General features: G+C 70.6%; 20 protein-coding genes. 10 read left to right on the forward strand and 10 right to left on the reverse strand.

Annotated elements, in window-relative coordinates; translation table 11 throughout:
* Positions 1 to 314: 314 nt before the first annotated feature.
* The 3 genes from ABZT06_RS47785 to ABZT06_RS47795 form a co-directional block, all read right to left on the reverse strand.
* Positions 315 to 2093: a cation:proton antiporter gene (locus tag ABZT06_RS47785; protein ID WP_355755583.1), complete on the reverse strand. Its 1779-nt coding sequence runs from the start codon at positions 2091 to 2093 to the stop codon at positions 315 to 317.
* Between the two features lie 124 nt (positions 2094 to 2217).
* Positions 2218 to 3138, reverse strand: coding sequence for an aldose 1-epimerase family protein (locus ABZT06_RS47790; RefSeq protein WP_355755585.1), 921 nt, complete (start codon positions 3136 to 3138; stop codon positions 2218 to 2220).
* A gap of 343 nt (positions 3139 to 3481) precedes the next feature.
* Complete coding sequence (locus ABZT06_RS47795) at positions 3482 to 4435, reverse strand: DUF389 domain-containing protein (RefSeq protein ID WP_355755588.1); 954 nt, start codon at positions 4433 to 4435, stop codon at positions 3482 to 3484.
* A gap of 423 nt (positions 4436 to 4858) precedes the next feature.
* Here ABZT06_RS47795 and ABZT06_RS47800 point away from each other — a divergent pair, with 423 nt between their 5' ends.
* The 3 genes from ABZT06_RS47800 (at position 4859) to ABZT06_RS47810 (ending at position 9348) form a co-directional block, all read left to right on the forward strand.
* A complete protein-coding gene (locus ABZT06_RS47800) occupies positions 4859 to 6679 on the forward strand; it encodes a glycoside hydrolase family 15 protein (RefSeq protein WP_355755590.1) in 1821 nt (606 codons plus the stop codon).
* 2 nt (positions 6680 to 6681) lie between these two features.
* Positions 6682 to 7626 carry a cyclase family protein gene (locus tag ABZT06_RS47805; protein WP_355755593.1) on the forward strand — a complete coding sequence of 315 codons (945 nt, stop codon included), beginning with the start codon at positions 6682 to 6684 and terminating at the stop codon, positions 7624 to 7626.
* 141 nt (positions 7627 to 7767) lie between these two features.
* The gene (locus ABZT06_RS47810) at positions 7768 to 9348 is read left to right on the forward strand and encodes a GMC family oxidoreductase (protein ID WP_355755595.1); all 1581 of its coding nucleotides are present in this window, start codon (positions 7768 to 7770) and stop codon (positions 9346 to 9348) included.
* Position 9349: 1 nt separating this feature from the next.
* Here ABZT06_RS47810 and ABZT06_RS47815 read toward each other — a convergent pair whose 3' ends face one another.
* From ABZT06_RS47815 to ABZT06_RS47830, 4 genes are all read right to left on the reverse strand, one after another.
* Entirely contained in the window at positions 9350 to 10390 is a 1041-nt protein-coding gene (locus ABZT06_RS47815) for a cytochrome d ubiquinol oxidase subunit II (protein ID WP_355755598.1), read from the reverse strand.
* The gene (locus ABZT06_RS47820) at positions 10390 to 11874 is read right to left on the reverse strand and encodes a cytochrome ubiquinol oxidase subunit I (protein WP_355755600.1); all 1485 of its coding nucleotides are present in this window, start codon (positions 11872 to 11874) and stop codon (positions 10390 to 10392) included. The genes ABZT06_RS47815 and ABZT06_RS47820 overlap by 1 nt, the downstream gene beginning before the upstream one ends.
* A gap of 84 nt (positions 11875 to 11958) precedes the next feature.
* Positions 11959 to 13293: an NAD(P)/FAD-dependent oxidoreductase gene (locus ABZT06_RS47825; protein WP_355755602.1), complete on the reverse strand. Its 1335-nt coding sequence runs from the start codon at positions 13291 to 13293 to the stop codon at positions 11959 to 11961.
* A gap of 6 nt (positions 13294 to 13299) precedes the next feature.
* Positions 13300 to 14136: an SDR family oxidoreductase gene (locus ABZT06_RS47830; RefSeq protein ID WP_355755645.1), complete on the reverse strand. Its 837-nt coding sequence runs from the start codon at positions 14134 to 14136 to the stop codon at positions 13300 to 13302.
* Between the two features lie 208 nt (positions 14137 to 14344).
* On the opposite strand from ABZT06_RS47830, the gene ABZT06_RS47835 reads away from it, so the two are divergent.
* Genes ABZT06_RS47835 through ABZT06_RS47845 form a run of 3 tightly spaced genes read left to right on the forward strand, consistent with a single transcriptional unit; the run spans position 14345 to position 16148 of the window.
* On the forward strand, positions 14345 to 14704 hold the full coding sequence (locus ABZT06_RS47835) for a hypothetical protein (protein WP_355755605.1): 360 nt from the start codon (positions 14345 to 14347) through the stop codon (positions 14702 to 14704).
* On the forward strand, positions 14704 to 14952 hold the full coding sequence (locus ABZT06_RS47840; protein ID WP_355755607.1) for a hypothetical protein: 249 nt from the start codon (positions 14704 to 14706) through the stop codon (positions 14950 to 14952). The genes ABZT06_RS47835 and ABZT06_RS47840 overlap by 1 nt, the downstream gene beginning before the upstream one ends.
* 11 nt (positions 14953 to 14963) lie before the next feature.
* On the forward strand, positions 14964 to 16148 hold the full coding sequence (locus ABZT06_RS47845; protein ID WP_355755609.1) for an SPFH domain-containing protein: 1185 nt from the start codon (positions 14964 to 14966) through the stop codon (positions 16146 to 16148).
* 9 nt (positions 16149 to 16157) lie between these two features.
* On the opposite strand, the gene ABZT06_RS47850 is transcribed toward ABZT06_RS47845, so the two are convergent.
* From ABZT06_RS47850 to ABZT06_RS47860, 3 genes are all read right to left on the reverse strand, one after another.
* The gene (locus ABZT06_RS47850; protein WP_355755611.1) at positions 16158 to 16313 is read right to left on the reverse strand and encodes a hypothetical protein; all 156 of its coding nucleotides are present in this window, start codon (positions 16311 to 16313) and stop codon (positions 16158 to 16160) included.
* Between the two features lie 32 nt (positions 16314 to 16345).
* Positions 16346 to 18496, reverse strand: a complete 2151-nt coding sequence (gene helR, locus ABZT06_RS47855; RefSeq protein WP_355755614.1) for an RNA polymerase recycling motor ATPase HelR — start codon at positions 18494 to 18496, stop codon at positions 16346 to 16348.
* Positions 18497 to 19048: 552 nt separating this feature from the next.
* Positions 19049 to 19699, reverse strand: a complete 651-nt coding sequence (locus tag ABZT06_RS47860; RefSeq protein WP_355755617.1) for an NAD(P)H-dependent oxidoreductase — start codon at positions 19697 to 19699, stop codon at positions 19049 to 19051.
* A gap of 106 nt (positions 19700 to 19805) precedes the next feature.
* Here ABZT06_RS47860 and ABZT06_RS47865 point away from each other — a divergent pair, with 106 nt between their 5' ends.
* From ABZT06_RS47865 to ABZT06_RS47880, 4 genes are all read left to right on the forward strand, one after another.
* Entirely contained in the window at positions 19806 to 20174 is a 369-nt protein-coding gene (locus tag ABZT06_RS47865; protein ID WP_355755619.1) for a helix-turn-helix domain-containing protein, read from the forward strand.
* Positions 20175 to 20354: 180 nt separating this feature from the next.
* A complete protein-coding gene (locus tag ABZT06_RS47870) occupies positions 20355 to 21023 on the forward strand; it encodes a glycoside hydrolase family 11 protein (RefSeq protein WP_355755622.1) in 669 nt (222 codons plus the stop codon).
* Positions 21023 to 21700, forward strand: a complete 678-nt coding sequence (locus ABZT06_RS47875) for a polysaccharide deacetylase family protein (RefSeq protein ID WP_355755625.1) — start codon at positions 21023 to 21025, stop codon at positions 21698 to 21700. Before ABZT06_RS47870 ends, ABZT06_RS47875 begins: the two co-directional genes overlap by 1 nt.
* A gap of 242 nt (positions 21701 to 21942) precedes the next feature.
* Entirely contained in the window at positions 21943 to 22860 is a 918-nt protein-coding gene (locus ABZT06_RS47880) for an N-acetylmuramoyl-L-alanine amidase (RefSeq protein ID WP_355755628.1), read from the forward strand.
* Positions 22861 to 22863 lie beyond the last annotated feature (3 nt).

Consider the following 22863-nt stretch of genomic DNA (forward strand, 5'->3'; position numbering starts at 1 on the left):
TGTACCGCTTACTCATGTTGCTCACTACCTGTGACTGCTTCCTCCGGGACCATCCGTCCCAGTATCAAGCTGTCCGGCCGGCAGGGGGAACCTCACCCATCCGCATCGCCGACACCTAGGTCCGCGCGGACCTACGCACCACACGCCAAGGGAACGACCACCACACCGCCGCCGTCTACCGCGAACTCGCCGCCGATCCCCGACAGCACAGCACGAGCCGGCAGCCCAGCCCAGCACACCGACGCCCCAGACCCCACCCCGCAGCCGCCACAGACGCGGCGGCGCTGAATCGCCCGGCCCAAAGCACGGCCGTCCTACCCCAGCGGGTCCTCGGTACCCCGTCCGCCCGGGCCCAGCAGGACGGCCGTGTCGCCCGGCCGGGGCACCGGTGTGGTGCCTCCCGTCACCGGGTCGAGGCGGCCGTCCCCGCGGACGAGGAACAGCAGATCGCTGCCGGGTGGCAGAGCGTCAGCGGCGGGCTGTCCGCGGACGGCTGCCCCCTCCTCGTACCTGCGGGCGAACGTCAGCCAGGTCAGATCCGGGCGGAACAGCACCTCGCCGCCGATGAACGGCGCCACCACGCCGTGGCTGTCGGCCGGGGCGTCGAGGCGGTGGACCGTACCCTCCACGCTGCCTCGCAGAAGGAGCGCGGCCAGTGCGTTGAAGTCGTCCTCGGCGGTGAGCAGGTACACCGCCGTGATGCCTTCCATCTCGGCGGCCCCGCCCGTGGCGGCGCCCAGCAGCTCACCGGGCGCGAGTTCGATCCCGGCCTGCCGGACACGTTCGCGCTGTTCCTCCTCCCCTGCCCACATCAGCACCTCCAGGCCGGCTGACTTCAGGGCTACGCCCAGGTCGACCACCCAAGGGTCGCCGCCGACCAGCAGGGGCCGTGAGCGGGACGGGCGCACGACGCCCAGGCGCCGGGCGACCGGCGTGGCGGTCAGGCCGTAGAGCGTCACCGTCGCGACGATGACCACGAACGTGGCCGGAAGGATCTTCGACGCACCGTCGATCCCCCGCGCCACCAGTCCGGCCGAGAACGTCGAGGCCGTGGCCGCCGCGACGATGCCGCGCGGCGCCATCCAGCCGACGAAGCCCCGCTCGCCGCGTGTCAGGTCGGTGCCGAACGTGGACACGACCGCGACCAGCGGCCTGACGACCAGTACCAGAAAGGCGGCGAGCCCGAGCGCGGGCAGCCACACATGGCGCAGCGAGTGCGGGGTGACGGTGGCCGAGATCGAGATGAAGAGCAGGCCGAGGATCAGGCTGACGAGGGTCTCGAAGAAGGGCCGACGCGCGGGTACGGCGATGCTGGGGACGTTGGCCACGGCCACGCCCATCAGCACGGCGGCGATGAGTCCCGTGTCGTCGCGCAGGACGTCGCAGAACGCCGCCACACCGATCACCGCGGCGAGCTGGGCCGTGGTGCCGAGGATCTCGCCGAGCCGCAGTACCCGGAACAGCAGCCAGAGCAGCGCCGTGCCGACCGCCCCCGCGGCCACTCCGATGGCCATGCTGCCGAGGAAGTGCGCCGTCCCACCGCCGAGGTGGTGGTGCGAGCTCGCCACGATCGCGTGGAAGACCAGTGCCCCCAGGACGCCGCCGACCGGGTCGATGAGGGAGCCTTCCCAGACCAGGATGCGCTGGAGCCGGTCCGTGGGTCGCACGAAGCTGAGCAGCGGTCCGACCACCGTCGGCCCCGAGACCACGAGGATCGTGCCGAGCATGAGGGCCGACCGTGGGGAGATGCCCAGGAGCGGCCCGGCCAGGAGCGTGCCGAGCGACCCTGTGATCAGCACACCGAACCAGATCAGCCGGACGACGACGCGGCGGGTGTGGCCCTTCAGCCTCGCCAGGTCGAGCTCGAGGCCGGCGTCGTAGAGGATCACCGCCACGGCCAGCGACACCAGCGGTGAGAACGCGGCCCCCAGCAGCTGCTCGGGGTCGACCTCGTCGATCAGCGCTCCGGCGGCGAAGCCGACCGGCAGCAGGACGATGAGGGCGGGGACGCGCAGGCGGTCGGCCAGGATCTGCGACCCGACGGCCAGGACCACGATCAGGCCCACGCCGATGAGTACCTGGTTCGTCGTCACAAGCGGCCCTCTCGATGCGTGGTGGCGGGACGGGTCGGTGGTCGTGGCGCCGGCCGGCTGTGCCGCCGGCGGGGTCAGACCATCGTTGAGCGCCGCTCGGTGTTCGGGGGCCGTGACAGCGCGGTCACTCTCCCCACGGTGTGATCCCCCAGCGGACGGTGTGCTGCTCGCCCGGGCCGAGGCTGACGAGTCCGTTGCCGCTGCGGAAGGCGTCCGGGGGGCAGGTCATCGGCTCGATGGCGACCGCGCGACGGCGCTCACCCGGCGGCAGGGTGTCGCCGGTGTAGACCTGTACGTGGTCGGCGCCTTCACCGAGCCACACGTCCGTACCGAACGCCCCCGACGGGTGGGCCAGGCGCACCACGGCCCGACCGTCCGCGTCCCGGTCGAGGTCGCCGAAGGGAGTGTCCAACCGCAGCGCGCCGACGGTTCGTGGTGTTCGCAGGTCGTACTCGGTCCCGGCGATCGGCTCGGCGGCCACCGGCAGGCCGCGCTCATCGGTGCGCAGCCATGTCCGCGCGGGGACGGTCAGCACCGCCTGGTCGACGACGGCGGTGCCCGCGGTGACGTAGGGATGCTGGCCGAAGCCGTAGGGTGCGGCGTTCGCGTCGAGGTTGCGCGCGGTGACAGCGACGCCGAGCCCGCTCTCGCCCAGGGTGTACTCGGCGCGGACGTGGAGGTGGAACGGGTAGCCCGGCTGCGGCCACAGCGGAACCTCCAGGACGGCGCGGCTGTCGCTCGCCTCCACGATCCGCCAGGCGACCCACCGGAGCAGCCCGTGGATGGCGTTGGCGCCTTCCGGCTCGGTGAGCGGCAGCTGCAGCTCCTGCCCGGCCCAGGGGTAGCGGCCGTCGCGGATCCGGTTGGGCCACGGCACCAGGATCTGGCCGCGCCCGCCGGTGATCCGGTCCTCTTCGGTGAAGCCGTCGAGCACGGTGCGTTCAGCGACGGTGTAGGACCGGAGTGCCGCGCCCAGCTCGACGATGACGGCCCTGTGTGGGCCATGACGGAGGGTCAGTTGCCGTCCTGTGCGGCTCTCCTGCACGCGTGGCCTCCTCGGGCGTTCCGGCCGGTGTCGGACGCCGACGTGGTCGTGGCCTGCGGTGTCGGCCCCTCGTCGGGAGCGTGCGGCCCCGCATCGACCTGGTCAAGCGCAACACGTCCCTGCCGGCGGAATCACCGCGCAGGTTCGCCTGCTGGGGCCCCGGGCGGTAGCAGGCGGCGGTCGAAGCGCGGGCGCCCGTGCCGTCTCCGGGCCGGGACGGCGGCCTCACCCACTCCCCGTACGCCTCGCCCGCTGCCCGTACGCTCACCCACTTTTCGTACGCCTCACCCACTCCCCGTACGCCTCGCCCGCTGCCCGTACGCTCACCCACTCCCCGTACGCCTCACCCGCTCCCCTTCCGCCTGCCGCGATCGCCGATGCGCCGCCAGACGGCCCGTTGGAATCTGATCATCAGCACCCCCACCAGGATCAGCAGCACGATGTTGAGCAGGAGTTGGACCAGGGATCCGCGCGCCTCGCTCCAGCTGGAGAACGCGCACGAGACGCCGATGTCGGCGGCGGCCGGGATCGTGGTCACCGAGATGAAGACGCCGAGCAGCGCGCTCGTCCTGGCCTGGGTCAGGGACATGATCCCGACGATGCCGGCCAGCACCGCGACGACGACGGAGAAGACGTTGGGGGCGTCGATCAGTGTGGAGACCGGCCTGAAGCCCTCTTCGAACGCCTTGGGTTGCAGGTCGAGCCCCCGGATCGCCCACGAGAACAGGAAGGTCACCAGGACGGCCAGCAGGAATCCCACGGTAAGGGCGAACAGGCCCTGCCGGACCCTGGTGCCGTTGCCGCGGTCGATGCCCAGCGCGACGCTGGTGATGGCTCCGTACTCCGGTCCTACGACCATCGCGGCGACGATCAGGATCTGGGAATTGGTGATGATGCCCACCGCCCCGATGACGCCCGCGATGACCAGGTAGACGTAGAAACTCGGCAGGTAGGTGCCCTCGGCGCGGATGCGCGCTTCGACCTCCTCCCAGACCGGCGCGTGCGCGAGCGCCCCGAGCTGCTGCTGCTCGGCGTCGGCCGCGGTGCCGGAGAAGGCCATCTCGACCGGCTCGATGACGATGGATCCGTGGCGGTCGAGTTCCAGCTCGCGCAGACCGCGCAGCACGGAGTTGGCCGCACCCGCCAGGATGTCGCACTCGATCGCGTCGCCGTCGGGGTTGCGCGCCAGTTCGGCGAGGACGACGAGGTTGAAGACATAGCGGTCGTCGGTCAGCAGTCCGACCACGCGGGGGGTGAGATCGGGGGGGCTCACCAGCCGGACGTGGATCATCTCCATGCGCAACCTCCATCGCGCGGCCGACGGACCCACCGAGGCGCCACGGTGGGCGAGCGCAGGGCTCTCCCACCCGCGATCGACCGACTCCGGCCAGTAACGCCCGACGGGTGGGGGTCGGCAAGCCGGTGCGTGCGTGCGCGCTCGAGCGTCCCCGGTCGCTTCGGTCGCTTCGGTCGCTTCGGTCGCCGGTCAAGGCCTAGGGCCTCGGACGGCCTGCGGCAGGGCACCGTTGCGCCGAAGGAGTGCCGGTGCCGGCCGGCTGACTGCTGATGAGACGTCGGCCGGCCCGCTGACCTTCCTCACCGGCTGACCGTTCTCACCGGCTGCCGTGGTCGAGCGGTCGCGACCGCTTCCGAGGGGCAGCGGCCACCCGAGTGGCCGATAGTGGAAGCAGGGGGCTCTTCCCAGACCTCGGAGCAGCCAATGGACCGCTATCCTCCCATCGCCGACCACGGCCTGGTGGGCGATCTGCAGACCGCCGCGCTCGTCTCGTCGCAGGGTGTCGTGGACTGGTTCGCCGCTCCCCGGTTCGACTCGCCCAGCATCTTCGCCGCCCTGCTCGACCACGACGGCGGCGGGTACCTGCGGCTGGCCCCCGAGCACCCCGACGCGGCCTGCAAGCAGCTCTACTACCCCGACACGGCCATTCTGGTGACCCGGTTCATGTCACCGGACGGGGTGGGCGAGGTGGTCGACTTCATGCCTCCGGACCGGACCCGCACCGCCACCGACCGGCACACCCTGATACGCGTGGTGCGTTGCGTGCGGGGGAGCGTCGACTTCACGCTCGAGTGCCGGCCGCGCTTCGACTACGGCCGCGCCGAGCACCGGCTGGAGCTCGGCGAGCACACCGGTGTGTTCCGGTCCCCGGGGACGGACGCGCACCTGCAGACCTCCTTCCCGCTGGAGCGGGACGGCCAGGACGTAAGCGGCAGGGTGACGCTGAACGCCGGCGAGGCGGGCGGCGCCGTGTTCACCGTCTGCGCCCCCGGCGGCGAGGCACCCCCGCCCCTCACGGTCGACGGGCTCACCGCACAGCTCGACGACACCGCATTCTTCTGGCAGAACTGGCTGCACCAGTCCCGCTATCGCGGCCGCTGGCCGGAACTGGTGCACCGTTCGGTCATCACCCTCAAGCTCCTCACCTACGCCCCCACCGGCGCCCTCATCGCGGCGGCGACCATGGGCCTGCCCGAGCAGGTCGGCGGAGAACGCAACTGGGACTACCGGTTCACCTGGGTCCGCGACAGCGCGCTGTCCGTGCGCGCCATGCTGGACCTCGGCTTCGTCGAGGAGGCCACCGCCTTCCTCCACTGGCTGGTCGAGAGGCTGCAGGAACGCGAGGGGAAGGAAGAAGAGCCGCTCCAGACGATGTACCGGGTCGACGGCAACCCCGACCTGCCCGAGGAGACACTCGAACACTTCGAGGGCTACCGCGGCTCCTACCCGGTCCGCATCGGCAACGGGGCCGCCGACCAACTCCAGCTGGACATCTACGGTGAGGCCCTCTACGCCCTGTCCCAGGGCCGCGAGATCGCGCAGCAGGCCACGTACCGGGGCTGGAAGACGATGGCCAGGACGCTGGACTGGTTCGCCGACCACTGGGACCGGCCGGACGAGGGCATCTGGGAGACCCGTGGCGGCCGCCAGGACTTCACCTACAGCCGGGTGATGTCGTGGGCCGCCTTCGACCACGGGCTGAGCCTGGCCGAGCACTTCCGCCGGCCCGCCGACCTGGAGAAGTGGCGCAGCGCCAGGGACGCCGTCCTGGAGCAGGTCATGGAACGCGGCTGGAGCGAGCGGGAGGGCGCCTTCATCCAGCACTACGGCGGTGACGTCCTGGACGCTTCCCTGCTGCTCATGCCAAGGGTCCAGTTCATCGCCCCCAGGGACCCGGCCTGGCTCTCCACCCTCGACGCGATGGACCGCAAGCTCGTCTCCGACAGCCTCGTGTACCGCTACGACCCGGCGGCGTCGCCGGACGGGCTGCGCGGCTCGGAGGGCACCTTCAGTCTGTGCACCTTCCTCTACGTCGACGCGCTGGCCCGGGCGGGACGGCTGCCCCAGGCCCGCTATACCTTCGAGAAGATGCAGACCTACGCCAACCACGTCGGGCTCTTCGCCGAGGAGATCGGTCCGAGCGGGGAGCAACTGGGCAACTTCCCCCAGGCGTTCACCCATCTGTCGCTCATCATGGCGGCCACCACCCTCGACGAGGCCCTCGACGCGGAGCACGGGCGCTGACCATGGTCACGCATGCCCGACCGGCAGAACAACCACGGCTGACCGAGGACCAGTTCGGCGTGCTGTACCGGAGCCTGCACGCGCGCTGCGCCTGGGCCGCCGGTGACCGGGGCGCTCTGGCCGCGCTCACACCCGCCCATCTGCTGGCCGCGACCCGCGAGGTGCGGACCGGCCGGACGGCCACGCTCGCCGCTCCGGTGGAGACGCTTTCCGGCCCGGACAATCCCGAGCCCGCGAGGCACCGGATGAGAGGGCGGCCGGAGGAAGACACCTCCAGCGGGCTCCACTTCGCGAGGGACAGCTTCGCGATGAACGTGCACGGCGACGCCGACAGCCACCTCGACGCCCTCTGCCACGTGATCTACGACGGCACGCTGCACGGCGGCGTGCCTGCCGGCAGCGTCACGAAGGACGGGGCGACGGCGCTCTCCGTCGAGGCGGCGCGCGACGGGATCGTCGGACGCGGTGTGCTGCTGGACATCCCGCGACTGCGCGGTGTGCCGTGGCTCGAGCCGGGTGATCACGTGACCGCCGACGACCTCACCGCGGCGGAGACCGCCCAGCATCTGCGCGTGGGAGAGGGCGACCTCCTCTTCGTCCGCGTCGGCCACCGCCGGCGCCGTGCCGAACTCGGGCCGTGGCACGCGGCGCGTGAGCGCGCCGGGCTCCATCCGTCCGCTCTGGAGTTCCTCGCGGACCGGCGGGTCGCGGTGCTCGGCGGCGACGGGAACAACGACACGGCACCCAGTTCCACCGAGGGTGTCGACTTCCCCGTGCATGTGCTGGCGATCCACGCCATGGGCCTTCACCTGCTGGACTACCTGCAGTTCGAGGATCTGGCGCCGGCCTGCGAGGCGGAGGGACGCTGGTCCTTCCTCTGCGTGATCGCCCCGCTGAGGCTGCCCGACGCCACCGGCTCGCCGGTCAACCCGATCGCCGTCCTGTGAGAGCGGGCGACTGCACGTCTGTTCGACCTCGAGTCGCAGCCACCCAGACCACCCGTTAGTTTCGAAATAAGGCGAATGTCCCGATTGTGTGAATGTCCGTGAGGGCAACACAGCCGACGACTCCTAGGACGGGACCCTCTCATGGCCGACGATCAGCACTACGACGTCATAGTCATCGGTACAGGAGCGGGCGGCGGTACGCTCGCCCACCGGCTGGCCCCCACCGGCAAACGGGTCCTGATCCTGGAACGCGGCGGCTACCTGCCCCGGGAGCGGGACAACTGGGACTCCACCGCCGTCTTCGTCAAGGGCAAGTACCGCGCCCCCGAGTTCTGGTACGACAAGCACGGCAAGGAGTTCCCCCCGGAGGTCAACTACTACGTCGGGGGCAACACCAAGTTCTACGGCGCCGCGCTCTTCCGGCTGCGGCCCGAGGACTTCGGCGAGCTGCGCCACCACGACGGCATCTCTCCGGCGTGGCCGATCCGCTACGAGGACCTGGAGCCGTACTACACCCAGGCCGAGCACCTCTACCTGGTGCACGGTCGGCACGGCGAGGACCCCACCGCTGGGCCGACCAGCGCGCAGTACGCCTACCCGCCGGTCGAGCACGAGGCGCGCATCCAGCAGCTCAGCGACGATCTGGGGAAGGTCGGCCTGCACCCCTTCCACCTGCCGATCGGCGTGAACCTCGCCCAGGACGAGAACGGCCTCGCCACCCACGACAGCGTCTGCATCCGCTGCGACCGGGTCGACGGCTTCCCCTGTCTGGTGGGCGCCAAGTCCGACGCGCAGGTGATCTGCGTCGACCCGGCACTCGCGTACGACAACGTCACGATGGTGACCGACGCGAACGTGCGGCGCCTGGAGACCGACCCGACCGGACGCACCGTCACCAGGGTGGTCGCCGAGCTCGGGAACGGAGTGACCGAGACGTTCGGCGCCGACATCGTGGTGGTCGCCGCCGGCGCGGTCAACTCCGCCGTCCTGCTGCTGCGTTCGGCCAACGACAAGCACCCCGGTGGGCTGGCCAACAGCTCGGACGTGGTGGGACGCCACTACATGCGCCACAACAACCTGGCCCTGATGGCGGTGTCGAAGGAACCCAACCCCACCAGATTCCAGAAGACCCTGGCGATGAACGACTGGTACCTCGGCGCGGACGACTGGGAGTATCCGCTCGGCGGCATCCAGATGCTCGGCAAGTCGGACGCCGACCAGATCCACGGCGAGGCGCCGCGCTGGGCCGGTGCCGTCATGCCCGACATGCCCTTCGAGGTACTGGCGCACCACGCCGTCGACTTCTGGCTGTGCGGAGAGGACCTCCCCCTGCCCGAGAGCCGGGTCACCCTCGACAAGGACGACGCCATCCACCTGGCTCTCGACGAGAAGAACAACATCGCCGGCTTGAAGCGTCTCCAGCACAAGCTGCGGGGAATGCTCGGGCAGCTGGGCATGCACGAGCACCACCTGCTGGATCACAGCATCTATCTGCACAAGGGCATGCCGATCGGCGCCACCGCGCACCAGGCCGGCACCGTGCGGTTCGGCGACGACCCGCGCAGTTCGGCCCTGGACGTCAACTGCAAGGCCCACGACCTGGACAACCTCTACGTCGTGGACACCAGCTTCTTTCCCAGCATCGGCGCGGTGAACCCGTCGCTGACCGCCATCGCCAACGCCCTGCGGGTCGGCGACCACATCGCCGCCCGGCTCAGCTGACCTACAGGTTGTCCCCTGGTGTTCTGGCGGCTCCGGTGTCGGCGTCGGTGAGCTCCTCCAACTCCCCCATCGTGTCGAGCCGGTAGAGCAGTACCAGCGCCGGACCGACCAGCACGATCGCGATGGCCGTGACGATCACCAGCCAGCGCAGGGTGTGAGCGGCCCCGGCCGCCTCGGTCACCGTCAGCGAGGTGGGCAGCACGTACGGCCGCTGCGCGCAGCCCCAGGCACCGACGACCAGGGCGACGCTCGCCACGGAGGTGTGGCGGGACCAGCCGAAGGACCGGCGCCACACCAGCAGCACCGTGGCCAGACCGCAGACCGCGGCCAGAATGATCAGCAGCAGTCCCAGGCCACCGGTGAGGCCGTCCCAGACGTACCGGGCGTCGTCGTGGGTGACGGGCAGGGCGATGAGTGCGAGGACGACGACCGCGCCGAAGGCGATCAGCGCCCGCAGCCGGAAGTAGTCGACGAGGTCGCCGGCGCCGAACCGCACGGCGTCGGAGCAGAGGAAGACCGCCCCGAGGAACGCGGCGGCGGCGATGGCCAGCAGACCCACCAGTACGGAGGTGCCATTGGCCCAGGCGTCCGCGGACGCGGTCGTGCCGAGCTTGACCCGCCCGGAGGCGACGCCACCCAGCACCGCCCCCAGGAAGAACGGCGTCACCAGCGAGGAGACGGCGAACATCGCACCGTAGACCCGTTGTTGGGCCAGGCGGCGGGTCGGCTTGCGCAGGGCGAACCCGGCACCGCGCAGCACCAGGCCGACAGCGGCGAGGGCCAGCGGCAGCCACATCGCGGAGAAGACGGCCTGGAACATCGTCGGGAAACCGGTCCACATGACGACCAGGACGAAGATCAACCAGACGTTGTTGACCTCCCAGACCGGCGCCATGGCGTGGTCGATGAGCCAGCGGGGCCGCCTGCCGCGCTCGGCGCCGCCGGCGAGCAGGTCCCAGAAGCCCGCGCCGTAGTCGGTGCCCCCGGCGCAGGCGTAGGCGGCGATCGCGACGACCAGCACCCACGCGATGAACGAGGCCATCACGACGCACCGCCCGAGGTGCGGCCGGACCCGCCGTCAGGCGCGGCCCCGGCGCTGGTGGGCTCCGGCTCGGTTCTGGGCCCGTACGGGGTGTCGGTCTCCGGCGGCGGTTCGACGCGCGCGGCCGACCCCTCGTCGGCGATGCGCCAGCGGGTGCGCATCTTCAGGACGACCGCGAGGAACGCGCCGAAAACGGCCACGTACACGGCCATGACGATGCCGAGCATGGTCCAGATCCCCGAGGCGTGGGTGCTGGTCACCGCCTCCGAGACCCGCATGTGGTGATAGACGATCCAGGGCTGCCGGCCGACCTCCGTGGTGATCCAGCCGCACTCCACGGTGACCAGGCAGGCGGCCCCCGCGAGCGCGGCGCTGCGGTAGAACCAGCGGCTGCTGGGGTTGTCGCGGTGTCGCCACCAGGACCAGGCGTACCAGAGCGCGAGCAGGATCAGCACGCTGCCGATGGTGACCATGATGTCGAAGGCCCAGTGCGCGATGGTGGCCTGGACGGCGGTGGGGCGGTCGGAGGCCGGCACCGACGTCAGCCCGGTCACCTCGGTGCTGGGCTTGAAGCCGGCGAGGATCGAGTCCAGTTGGGGGATCTTGAGTCCGCCGGAGATCGTCCCGTCACTGTTCAGCCGCCCGAACATGTACTCCGGTACGTGGGTGTCGGTCTTCCAGACGATCTCCGTGGCGGCGAACTTGATCGGTTGCTTGTGGAAGACGGCGCGAGCGGCGGAGTCGCCGAGCATGAACTGGATCGGGGTGAGGATCGCGGCCACCGTGAACGGCACGGTGAATCCGAGCCGGTGGTAGCGGTCCCGGCGTCCGCGCAGCCAGCCGACCGCGTACACACCGGCGACCACGTACCCGGCGGTCAGGAGCATCGCGACCACGAAGTGCCAGTACTCCGGGCCGAACATCGGGGAGAAGATCGCCTGTCGCACGTCGACGTCGGTCGGCTTGCCCTGGGCGTCGAGGCGGAATCCCTGGGGGGTGTTCATCCAGGAGTTGGCCGCGATGATGCCGAACGCTCCCATCAGGGCGGCCAGCGGCAGCGGGACGGCGAGCCAGAAGTGGGTCCAGGGCTTGAGCCGGCGCCATCCGTAGAGGTAGATCGCGATGAGGACGGCCTCGAGGAAGAACGCCCATGCCTCGACACCGAAGCCGAGGCCGAAGACGTCTCCCCAGCGCCCCATCATGCCGGGCCACAGCAGTCCGAACTCGAAGGACAGCACGGTGCCGGTGATGATGCCGATGGCGAACTGGACCGCCATCACCGCCGACCAGCGCCGGGCGAGCTTGAGGGCGACGGGGTCGTTGCGGCGCAGTCCCCGGTGGTGCATCAGCAGGGTGATGAACGGCAGTGCCACCCCGAAGGGGACCAACAGGATGTGCGAGGCCAGGGTGAAGGCCATCAGTTCGCGGGCCGGCAGGAGTTGGGCCGGGGTGCTGTTCGCCAGAAGGACGGCGGTACTGAACATGTGCGCCTCGAGGGTCTGCCCCGCAGGGCTGGGCTGAGGAGGGACAGGACGCGGAGCGGCACCCGTGACGGGTCGGCCGGGTCCTCAGGGAGGCGGCGGCTTCGGTCCGGGCGCCCGGGCGGCCGGGGCGTCCGTGTCGGGCATGGTGAAGGCCCGTTCGCGGCGCGAGCCCGTGGCGAAGGCGACGGACCAGCTGAGCACGGCCCCCAGCCTGCTGCGGAAGCCGGTGAGGAAGGCCACGTGGATGAAGAGCCAGGCCAGCCATCCGGTGAAGCCCGACAGATGCAGCGGACCGGCCTTGACCACGGCCCTGCCTCGGGCGATGTAGGCGGCGCTGCCGAGATCCACGTACGTGAAGGGCTTCGGCTTCTTCGTCCTGCCCTCGACGGCGTGGCGTACGCGCCGGCCGGCGTACGCACCCGACTGCATGGCGACCTCGGCCAGGCCGGGCAGCCCGTTCAGGCTCATCACGTCGCCGGTGACGCGGATCTCCGGGTGGCCGGGGACGGTGAGGTCGGGTTCTACGAGGATGCGTCCGGCCCGGTCCTGCTTGGCCCCGGTGGCCCGGGCCAGCGCGGCCGCGATCGGCGGGGCCTCGACACCCGCCGTCCACAGCACGGTGCGTGCGCCGAACCGGGTCGTCCTGCCGTCGTGGTCCCGTACCGTCAGGCCGTGCGCGTCGATGTCGGTGACCCTCGTGCCCAGGTGGAGCTCGACACCGAGGTGCTGCAGGGTCCGGGCCGCACGGTGAGCCAGCGGAGGGCCGAACGCACCCAGCACCGCGTCGGACCCCTCGAAGAGCAGCACCCGGGCCTTGGCGGAGTCGATGCGCTGAAACTCCCGGTCGAGGGTGTGTCCGGCGATCTCCCGGATCTGTCCGGCGAGTTCGACACCGGTCGGGCCGCCGCCGACGAGCGCGAAGGTCAGCCACTGCTGCCGTTCCCGGTCGTTCGCCGCCGTTTCGGCCATCTCGAACGCCCGGTAGATGCGGCGGCGGATCTCCAGCGCGTCGTCCAGGGTTTTCATACCGGGGGCGTGTTCGGCGAACTCGTCGTGCCCGAAGTAGGACTGGCGCATGCCCACCGCGACGATCAGCTCGTCGTAGGGCAGCCGAAGGATTCCGCCCCCGGGTCGCCGGGCGTGCACCACCCGGACGCCGGCATCCACGTCGGTGGCCTCGGCGAGCACGCAGCGCACGTTGTGATGGCGCCGGAGGACCCCGCGGAGCGGTTGCGCGATCTGGCCCTCGGACAGGATCCCGGAAGCACACTGATACAGCAGCGGTTGGAAGAGGTGGTGGGCGCGGCGGTCGACCACCGTCACCGCGACCGGAGACTTCCGCAGGGCACGGGCGGCGAACAGCCCCGCGAACCCCCCGCCGAGGATCACCACCCGGCGGGGTGTGACGTGATCCTGCATCAGGGATCAGCCCCCGGTGGCGAAGCCGGGAAAGAGCGTCATTCCGCCGTCGACGTAGAGGGTGGTGCCGACGACGTAGTCGAGCAGATCGGACGCCACGGCGACGACGGCGTTGGCGATGTCGTCCGGGTCGCCCACGCGGCGGTACGGGATCAGGCGCAGCAGATCGGCCTCGGCCTCGGGGGTGGACCAGGCGTCGCGGTTGATCGGCGTGCGGATGGCGCCGGGTGCGACCGCGTTGACCCTGATCCGGTGGGGGGCCAGCTCCTGGGCGAGGGTCTGCATGAGCATGCCCACGCCGCCCTTGGAGGAGGCGTAGTTCACGTGCCCCGCCCACGGGACGATCTGGTGCACCGAGCTCATACAGATGATCTTTCCCGCAGACCGGGAGACGTCCTCCACCACACCGCGCCGGATGAACTCCTTGGCGGCCTCCCGCGCGCACAGGAACTGGCCGGTCAGGTTGACGTCGATGACCTTCTGCCACTGGGCGAGCGACATCTCCGTCAGGGCCGCGTCCCGCTGGAGGCCCGCGTTGGCCACCATGATGTCGATGGTGCCGAACTCCTCGACCATCCGCGCGACCATGGCCGTCACCTGGTCCTCGTCGGACACGTCGGCCTCGTGGGCGTAGGCGCGGACCCCGAAGCCCTCGATCTCCTTCACGACGTTCTCTGCCTCGTGCGCACCGACGACGTAGTTCACCACCACGTCCGCCCCGGCCCGGCCCAGGGCGACGGCGGTCGCCAGACCGATCCCCGAGTTGGCGCCGGTCACCAGCGCCTTCTGGCCCCTGAGAAGCTGCGCGGACGTCGTCCCGCGGCTCTCGACTTTCGCTGCCACCACGATCTCTCCTTGGGTGTTTCGGACGACACGCCGCAGGAAAGTCAGGCGACGCGCATGAGAAAAGCTGGACGTCGGCCGGCCGCCAGGAGCCGTCGGATACCCGGCCCCAGACGAAAGCACCCCGCGCCACGGATGAGACGGACCGGCGCGCAGCGCGGCCGCACTTCGGCCGGGCACATCACACCGTCGGGCTACGCCCGCCCGCGTGCGCAACGTCAGTGCCGTCGGCAGCCGGCTCAGCACGCATGGCTCTGGCGCACCCGAGCATCCGGTCGCCGTGATCGCCGCAGGAGAGCGGTGGCCGGACGGCAGCCCGCACCCCGCCCTGGAGGACCTCGCGGGCGCGGGCACCACCGACCTGGCACCCGCCGTCGCCACGGGTGCCTCCGGCCGGCACCTCGTCGCGACGGGCTTCGCCGAGGGCGTGCTCGATGACCGCACACTCGTGGGCGGTGACGCGACCACGAGGCTGCGATCCGGGCTGGGTCGTACTGACCGTTGGGTCCTGGCCGGACTGGGTCTATCGTCGGAATCCTGGGGCCAGGAGGAGGAGGACGGCCGGTGATGCCGCAGGACGAGGCCGTGATCGGCTGCACGGGGAAGGTGCTCATCGGAACGCGCGGATCCGCGGGCCCCGGTGAGGTCCTGGTGCGGGTCAGAGGCGGCTCCGAGACGTTCCTCGCCTGGTCGGAGGATCCCCTGCCCATGGGCGCGACGGTGCTCGTGATCGAATCACGTGGATGCCGGGAGGTCGGCGTCATCGAGTGGGTGGATCCATTGGACGCGCTCGGCCACACCGCCGGCGCCGACTGAGGAGTACAAGCATGTTCGGATACCGCGTCCCCGCTCCCGACGAGGCGATGCTGATCTCGGGGGGCCGGCGGGGACTGGGGGGCGCGCCTTTCCGAGTGGTGACGGGGCACGGCAAGTTCGTGATCCCGTTCTTTCGCAAGACCCGCTTCCTGACCCTGTCGATGTGCGAGTCCGAGGTCACCGAGACCTGTGTGACCCGGCAGGGCATCGCGCTGCACGTCCGCGCGGTCATCGCGTTCAAGGTCGGCAACGACCACGAGAGCATCATCAACGCGGGCCAGCGCTTCCTCTCCGACCAGGACCAGATGTCGGTCCTGACCGGCCGTATCTTCGCCGGTCACCTGCGGGCGATCATCGGCTCGATGACGGTCGAGGAGATCGTCACCGAGCGGCAGAAGCTCGCCGCGGAGGTCCTGGACACCTCCAAGATGGAGATGGCGAAGATCGGCTTGATCGTGGACTCACTGCAGATCCAGTCGATCGACGACGGCGACGCCGGCTACATCGACGCGATGTCCGCGCCGCACAAGGCGGCCATCCAGCGGCAGGCCCAGATCGCCCAGGCCCAGGCCACCCAGGCCTCCGTCGAGGCGGAGCAGGAGGCGGCCCGCAAGCAGGCCGAGTACGCCCGGCAGACGGCCATCGTGAAGGCGGAGTACTCCGCCCAGGTCGACCGCGCCCAGGCGCAGGCCTCCCAGGCCGGACCGCTGGCGCAGGCCCATGCCCAGCAGGAGGTGCTCGCCGCCCAGACCGAGCTGGCCCAGCGCCAGGCCAAGCTGCGCCAGCAGCAGCTGGTGGCCGAGATCGTGAAGCCCGCCGAGGCCGAGGCCGAGCGGATCAGGGTGCTCGCCGCCGCCGACGCGCAGCGCATGAAGATCCAGGCCGAGGCCGCGGCCTCGTACGACCGGGTCGCGCTGGACCGGATGCTGATCGACCAGCTCCCGCAGATCGTGAAGGAGGCGGCCGGCGGCCTGGCCGGCGCCAACGTCAACGTCCTCAACGGCGCGGACGGCCTCGGCGAGATCGCCGCCGGCCTGGTGTCCCAGGGCCTGACGATCCTCGACTCGGTCCGGCAGAACCTGGGCGGCCAGGACGGAGGCGGCCGGCGCCCCGAGGAGAGCGAGAGCAACGGCCTGCTCCAGCTCCCCACCAGCAAGCAGAAGAGGTCCGACGACGGTCCGACCCCCGTCGACTAGGAGCGGCGATCAGCGCGCGGCCCGCCGCCGACGTCGGCGGCGGGCTCCCAGCCGTTCGGTCAGGAGGTAGTGGGCGAGCAGGGCGAGGAACCAGGTGGTCGCGCCTCCGACGAGGAACAGAGCGAGTGGGCTGAGGCCGGGCTGGCCCCGGTGCATTCCCGTCACAGGTGTCCCGCTCAGCCTCAGGAGCCCCTGCTTCAGGAGCTCGTGAGCACCACGAGTTGTCGCGTCGCCCGGGTCATCGCCACGTACCGGTCCACCGCCCCCTCGACGCCCTCCCCGAAGTTCTGCGGGTCCACGAGGATCACCAGGTCGAATTCGAGGCCCTTCGAAAGTGCCGGGGTCAGGGAGCGGACCCGGGGCGTCGAGCGGAAGCCGGGGTCGCCGATGACGCAGGCGATGCCTTCGGGGTGGCCGGTGAGCCAGGTGTCGAGGGTTCGGTGCAGGTCCGAGACCGGGCCGTGGGTCACCGGGATGCCGGTGCTGCGGATCGACGTGGGGACGTTGGCGTCCGGAAGCGCGGCGCGGATGACCGGCTCGGCCTCCTTCATGATCTCTTCCGGGGTGCGGTAGTTGATGCTCAGGGAGGCGAGCGTGATGCGGTCCAGGCCGATCCGTTCGAGCCGTTCCTGCCAGGACTCCGTGAAGCCGTGCCTGGCCTGCGCGCGGTCACCGACGATGGTGAAGCTGCGGGACGGGCAGCGCAGCAGCAGCATCTGCCACTCCGCGTCGGTCAGTTCCTGTGCCTCGTCCACGACGACGTGCGCGAACGGCCCGGCCAGCAGGTCCGGGTCGGCGATGTGCAGGGCGGACTCGTCGACCAGGGCATGGTGGAAGTCCTCGCCGCGGAGCATCGTCACCAGGCCCATGCCGTACTCGTCGTCGGCGACCGCGCTCAGGTTCTCCACCACGGTGGCCATGCGCTCGCGTTCGGCGGCGACGGTGGCCTCGTTCCGGCGCCTGCGTCGGGAGATCTCCGGGTCGCCGAGCCGCTGGCGTGCCGCGTCCAGGAGCGGCAGGTCGGACACCGTCCAGGCCTGGCCGTCGGCGCGCTGCAGAGCCCGTACCTCGTCGCGGTCCAGCCAGGGAGCGCACATCCGCAGATAGGCGGGGACGGTCCACAGGTCCGAGACCAGGTCGGCCGCCTCCAGGAGCGGCCACGCCCGGTTGAACGCGGTCAGCAACTCCCTGTTCTGGCGAAGGGACTTGCGGAGCAGCGCCTCCGGGGCGTCGCCCTCGTGCTTGTCCACCAGGATCGTGAGCAGTTCGTTCCAGACCTGGTCGCGCGCGTCGTTGTGCGGGGCGCCTTCGGCCGCGTCGAACGCCTCGGCCCAGTCGCCGGCGGTCAGCCGGATGTCGGACCAGTGGGTGGTCACGGTCATGCCCTCGGCGGGCGGCTCCTCGTAGAACCGTACGGCCTTCTCGATCGCCCCGACCAGGTCCGCCGACGACTTCAGGCGGGCCACCTCCGGGTCGGTCTCGACCCCTGCCGTGGCCCCCTCGGCGACGAAGTCCCTGAGGACGCAGGTCTGCACGCCCTCCTCCCCCAGGCTGGGCAGGACGTCGGAGACGTAGGCCAGGTAGGGCCGGTGCGGGCCGACGAACAGCACGCCGCCGCGCCGGTGGCCGAGGCGCGGGTCGGAGTGCAGGAGGTAGGCGGAGCGGTGCAGGGCGACGACGGTCTTGCCGGTGCCGGGACCGCCGTCGACGACGAGCGCGCCGCGGGATCCCGCGCGGATGATGGCGTCCTGGTCGGCCTGGATGGTGCCGAGGACGTCCCGCATCCGTTCGGAGCGGTCGGTGCCGAGGCTGGCGATGAAGGCGGACTGGTCGTCGAGCGCGGCGTGTCCGGCGAAGCCGTCGGGGGCGAACACCTCGTCCCAGTAGTCGCTGATCCGGCCGTTCGTCCAGCGGTACCTGCGGCGGCTGGCCAGGCCCATCGGGTGGGCGTGGGTGGCCCCGAAGAACGGCTCGGCCGCGGGGGACCGCCAGTCGACGAGCAGCCTGCGCCCCGTGCTGTCCGTGAGGCCGAGCCGTCCGACGTACACGGGCTCGGGATCGTCCGCGCCGACCATGTGCCCGAGGCACAGGTCCAGGCCGAAGCGGCGCAGGGTGCGCAGCCGGGCGCTGAGACGGTGGATCTCCGTGTCCCGGTCCATGGCTTCCTGGCCGATGCCGCCGGGTGCCCGGAGGGTGGCGGCGAGGGTGTCGGACAGCTCGGCGATCGTCTGCTCCAGGCACCGCGCGATGGCCGCGAAGTGCTCCTCGTCGGCGGCGATCAGCGCCGGGTCGGCCTTGGCGGCTAGGCGCTCGGGAAGGTCGAACACGCGGGTGGGCAGGGAATTCAAGTCAGCAGCTCCGATGTGAGGTCATCTTCCACGACCACGAGGGACGAACGGTCTGGCGTGATCACACGGACACGTGCGATCTCTCCCCGCCGGCCAGGTCCACCAGCAGTTTCGCAGCTGTCGGCGCCCAGTCCGTACGGACCCCGGCGGCCGGGTCGGCCGGCCGGGGACGGATCACCTCGGCCGGCGCCGGGGGCCGCCGCCGACGTGTACGTCGGGGCCGGACCGTGCCGACGGCCACGCGGGCGGGGTCGGCGTGCCCGCGCGATCCGTACGTGAAGAGACCTGCGCGCATCCGATCCACCCCCGTTCTTTCGGCGACCCACGACTCAGGCGGGTAAGTCTGCGCCCGCACCGGGGCCTTGCCGCAAGCCCCCCTGTGCGCTATAGGTTGAGAGTGGCAAGGAGTGGAGCGACCTCCTTGCCTTCTCGTTTCTCCCCCGACCCCTTCGCCTCGGGTCGCGCGCATCGGGCCGTCCACATCCGGCCGCGCACCTCAGGCCGCCCGCATCGGGCCGTCCGCAGAGAGCTGTCCGCGTCCGGCCCTCCGCCTCAGGCCGCGAAACGCTCGGCGAGGGTCTTCGCCTTCGCCTCGGCGTCCTGGAGCGCCCGCTCGCGGGAGGCCTCGAAGAGGGGGACGAACTCCGCGAGGGCCGGGTTGTGCGGGGCCATCGTCATCTCGGGGACGATGAAGTCGACCTCGAGGGCGAGAGCGCCTTCCAGGAGTGCCGTCAGGTAGTTCTGGACGAACTCGAAGGACTCGCGCGGGGTGCCGGGGCCGTAGGCGCCGCCGCGGCTGGCGACGACGGTGACCGGGGTGCCCTTGGCGGAGGGGTTCTCGCCGCCGGTGCGGCCGAAGAGGGTCACGTTGTCCAGCCAGGCCTTGAGGGTCGACGGGATCGTGAAGTTGTACATCGGGGCGCCGATGAGGACCGCGTCGGCGTGCTCCAGTTCCTCGATGAGCTCCAGCCGGGCGGCGAAGGCCGCGGCCTGCTCGGGGGTGTGCGTGGCCGGGTCGGCGAAGCCCGCGGTGTGGGCGTCGGCGGTGATGTGCGGGACCGGCTCGACGGCCAGGTCGCGGTAGATCACCGTGCCGCTCGGGTGCTGCTCCTGCCAGGTCTTGCGGAAGGCCTCGGTCACGACACGGGAAGCGGAGGCCGCACCGGGGAGGACCGACGAGTCGATGTGCAGCAGGGTGGCCATGGGGTTTCTCCATCACGGTAATGAGCTGAGAATCGGTACCTAGCTATATCTAGCACAGGTACTTACTTTTTTTCATCACCGTACGACAAAGAGGTACCCTGCACCCATGACGGCCGAGCAGATCCATGACCAGGAACCGTGCAAGCAGGTCGACGACGGCATCACTCGCGTCTTCCAGCTGCTCGGGAAGCGCTGGAACGGCCCGATCCTCGCCGTCCTGATGGGGCGGCCGACCTACTTCTCCGACCTGCGGCGGGCCATCCCCGGCCTCAGCGAGCGGATGCTCGCCGACCGGCTCGTCGAACTCGGCGCCGCCGGGCTCGTGCTCCGCGAGGTCGACGAGGGTCCGCCACTGCGGGTCTCCTACCGACTGACGGCGGCCGGGGCCGCGCTGGAGCCGGCCCTCGGGGAGCTCGCCGCCTGGGCGAGGGACCATCTGCCGGACACGCCCCCCTGCTTCAACAAGGACCACTAGGACAGAGACGCTCCGGAAAGCCTTCGAAACATTCGAAGCTCGGCCGGACTTTTTGATCTCTTCTCCCCGCGATCTTCCGAAAGATTTCGCGGGTTTCCTCAGGTGAGAGCGACCTCGAAGCGTTCGAAACATCTGCCGAAACTGTTGACGCTTGACAGGGGCAGGCCAAAACTGTGGGGCATGACTGACACACCCGCACACCCGACGCGCCGCAGCGTCTGCGGCCTCCTGCTGGCCACCGGGGCCACCCTGGCCCTGCCCGGCACCGCCGAGGCGGCCACGGTCATCACCACGAACCAGACCGGGACCAACAACGGCTACTACTACTCGTTCTGGACGGACGCGCAGGGCACGGTCTCCATGACCCTGAACTCCGGCGGGAACTACAGCACTTCCTGGCGCAACACCGGCAACTTCGTGGCCGGCAAGGGCTGGAGCAACGGCTCCCGCAGGACCGTGAGCTACTCGGGCAGCTTCAACCCGTCCGGCAACGCCTATCTGGCCCTGTACGGCTGGACGTCCAACCCGCTCGTCGAGTACTACATCGTCGACAACTGGGGCACCTACCGGCCCACCGGAACGTACAAGGGCACGGTGACCAGCGACGGCGGGACGTACGACATCTACCAGACCACCCGCTACAACGCCCCGTCCGTGGAAGGCACCAAGACCTTCAACCAGTACTGGAGCGTGCGCCAGTCGAAGCGGACCGGCGGCGCCATCACCACCGGCAACCACTTCGACGCGTGGGCCCGGGCCGGCATGCCGATGGGCAGCTTCAAGTACTACATGATCCTCGCGACCGAGGGTTACCAGAGCAGCGGCAGCTCCAACATCACGGTGGCGTGATGAGGGCCCGGGCGCACCTCCCGTTACTGGCCGCCGCCGCTCTGGCCGCCGCCGGCACCCTCGCCGTCCCCGCCTCCGCCGCCCCCGCGCAGGCCGCCGCCTGCTCCGGATACGTCGGCCTCACCTTCGACGACGGCCCGGGCAGCGGCACCACCACCCTGCTCAACTCCCTGAAGCAGTACGGCCTCAGGGCCACCATGTTCAACACCGGCCAGAACGCCGCCGCCAACCCGGCGCTCGTCAGGGCCCAGGTCAGCGCCGGGATGTGGGTCGGCAACCACAGTTACACGCACCCGCATCTGACCCAGCAGAGCCAGGCCACGATCGACTCGGAGATCTCCCGCACCCAGCAGGCGATCGCCAACGCCGGTGGTGGCACGCCGAGGCTGTTCCGGCCGCCGTACGGCGAGACGAACGCGACCGTGAAGGCCGTGGAGGCCAAGTACGGGCTGACCGAGGTCATCTGGCAGGTCGACTCGCAGGACTGGAACAACGCCAGTACCGACGCGATCGTCGCGGCGGTCGGCCGGCTGACCAACGGCCAGGTCATCCTCATGCACGACTGGCCCGCCAACACCCGCGCGGCGATCCCGCGCATCGCGCAGACACTGGCCGCCAAGGGGCTGTGCTCCGGCATGATCTCGCCCCAGACCGGCCGCGCGGTGGCACCGGGCTGACCCACGGCCACGCCGCCCCTGCCCCGGCGCGGCGGTCGTACCCCTTCGGACCGCCGCGCCGGACACCGGACTCCGTTCGACTGTGAATTGCCGCGATTTCCCCGACAGGGCGCGTCAATGGCGCAATCATGAGCGGCACGTGGCGCGATTACGTACCACTGCGTGTCGTTCGCGCCACAACTCACGGAATCTGTCGCTTATTTGACGCGCCGTCAACGCGTCGTCCGGAGGAAAACGCAGCCATGGCCACTCCCCTGTCCGCCGCGAAGATGCTCGCCGCCCTGAAGGCCGAAGGCCTCACCGTGCACGAGCACACCGGCTGGAAGACCCACAACCGCGACGCAGCGTCCGGCAAGTCCTTCGGGCCCGTCATCGGGGTGCTGATCCACCACACCGGCGGGCACAACGACAAGGAGCTCTGCTACAAGGGCAGATCCGACCTGCCGGGACCGCTGTGCCACGCCTGGCTCGGCAAGACCGCCGGACTGTGGATGATCGGCAACGGCCGTACCAACCACGCCGGTTACGCCGACATCGATGTCCTCAACGCCCTGCGCGAGGAGAAGCCCCTCCCGCACGACGACGCGGCGAAGGCCGACGGCAACGACTGTCTCTACGGCCTGGAGATCGAGAACCTCGGCAAGGGCGGGGACCCCTACCCCACGGCGCAGTACCGCCAGGCCGTGCTGTGGGCGGCGGCGATCTGCCGGGCGCACGGCTGGAGCGAGAAGTCCGTCGCCGGACACAAGGAGTGCCAGCCGGGGAAGATCGACCCGAGCTTCGACATGGACGACTTCCGGGCCGCGGTGAAGAAGCAGCTGGCCGCGAACCCCGGCAAGGCGGAGCCGACCAAGCCGGCGGGCAAGCCCCGCGTCGACCTGTCCCGGCTGGTCACGGCCGCGAAGACCGACCCCGGGGCCAAGCAGGGGCACGTCAGCTACATGGCCGGCACCAACCTCACCGAGGCCGCCCTCGTCGAACTCGGCTATCTCTCCAAGTCCTACGCCGGGGACGGCTCCTTCGGCACCACCACCCTCGCCGCCTACGCCAAGTGGCAGCGCCACCTCGGCTACACCGGCGCCGACGCCAACGGCATCCCGGGCAAGGTCTCGCTGGCGAGGCTGGGCGACAAGACGGGACTCTTCACGGTCGTGGCCTGACCA

Source organism: Streptomyces sp. NPDC005483, from assembly GCF_040606035.1.
In the GTDB taxonomy this organism is placed as follows: Bacteria; Actinomycetota; Actinomycetes; order Streptomycetales; family Streptomycetaceae; genus Streptomyces.

Excerpts from the sequence above, each read along its gene's own strand:
- ABZT06_RS47815 (WP_355755598.1), bottom strand. The coding sequence starts at position 10,390 with ATGGCCTCGTTCATCGCGTGGGTGCTGGTCGTCGCGATCGCCGCCTAC.
- ABZT06_RS47875 (WP_355755625.1), top strand. The coding sequence starts at position 21,023 with ATGAGGGCCCGGGCGCACCTCCCGTTACTGGCCGCCGCCGCTCTGGCC.
- ABZT06_RS47860 (WP_355755617.1), bottom strand. The coding sequence starts at position 19,699 with ATGGCCACCCTGCTGCACATCGACTCGTCGGTCCTCCCCGGTGCGGCC.
- ABZT06_RS47810 (WP_355755595.1), top strand. The coding sequence starts at position 7,768 with ATGGCCGACGATCAGCACTACGACGTCATAGTCATCGGTACAGGAGCG.
- ABZT06_RS47800 (WP_355755590.1), top strand. The coding sequence starts at position 4,859 with ATGGACCGCTATCCTCCCATCGCCGACCACGGCCTGGTGGGCGATCTG.
- ABZT06_RS47825 (WP_355755602.1), bottom strand. The coding sequence starts at position 13,293 with ATGCAGGATCACGTCACACCCCGCCGGGTGGTGATCCTCGGCGGGGGG.
- ABZT06_RS47865 (WP_355755619.1), top strand. The coding sequence starts at position 19,806 with ATGACGGCCGAGCAGATCCATGACCAGGAACCGTGCAAGCAGGTCGAC.
- ABZT06_RS47805 (WP_355755593.1), top strand. The coding sequence starts at position 6,682 with ATGGTCACGCATGCCCGACCGGCAGAACAACCACGGCTGACCGAGGAC.
- ABZT06_RS47845 (WP_355755609.1), top strand. The coding sequence starts at position 14,964 with ATGTTCGGATACCGCGTCCCCGCTCCCGACGAGGCGATGCTGATCTCG.
- ABZT06_RS47840 (WP_355755607.1), top strand. The coding sequence starts at position 14,704 with ATGCCGCAGGACGAGGCCGTGATCGGCTGCACGGGGAAGGTGCTCATC.
- ABZT06_RS47880 (WP_355755628.1), top strand. The coding sequence starts at position 21,943 with ATGGCCACTCCCCTGTCCGCCGCGAAGATGCTCGCCGCCCTGAAGGCC.
- ABZT06_RS47795 (WP_355755588.1), bottom strand. The coding sequence starts at position 4,435 with ATGGAGATGATCCACGTCCGGCTGGTGAGCCCCCCCGATCTCACCCCC.
- ABZT06_RS47820 (WP_355755600.1), bottom strand. The coding sequence starts at position 11,874 with ATGTTCAGTACCGCCGTCCTTCTGGCGAACAGCACCCCGGCCCAACTC.
- ABZT06_RS47870 (WP_355755622.1), top strand. The coding sequence starts at position 20,355 with ATGACTGACACACCCGCACACCCGACGCGCCGCAGCGTCTGCGGCCTC.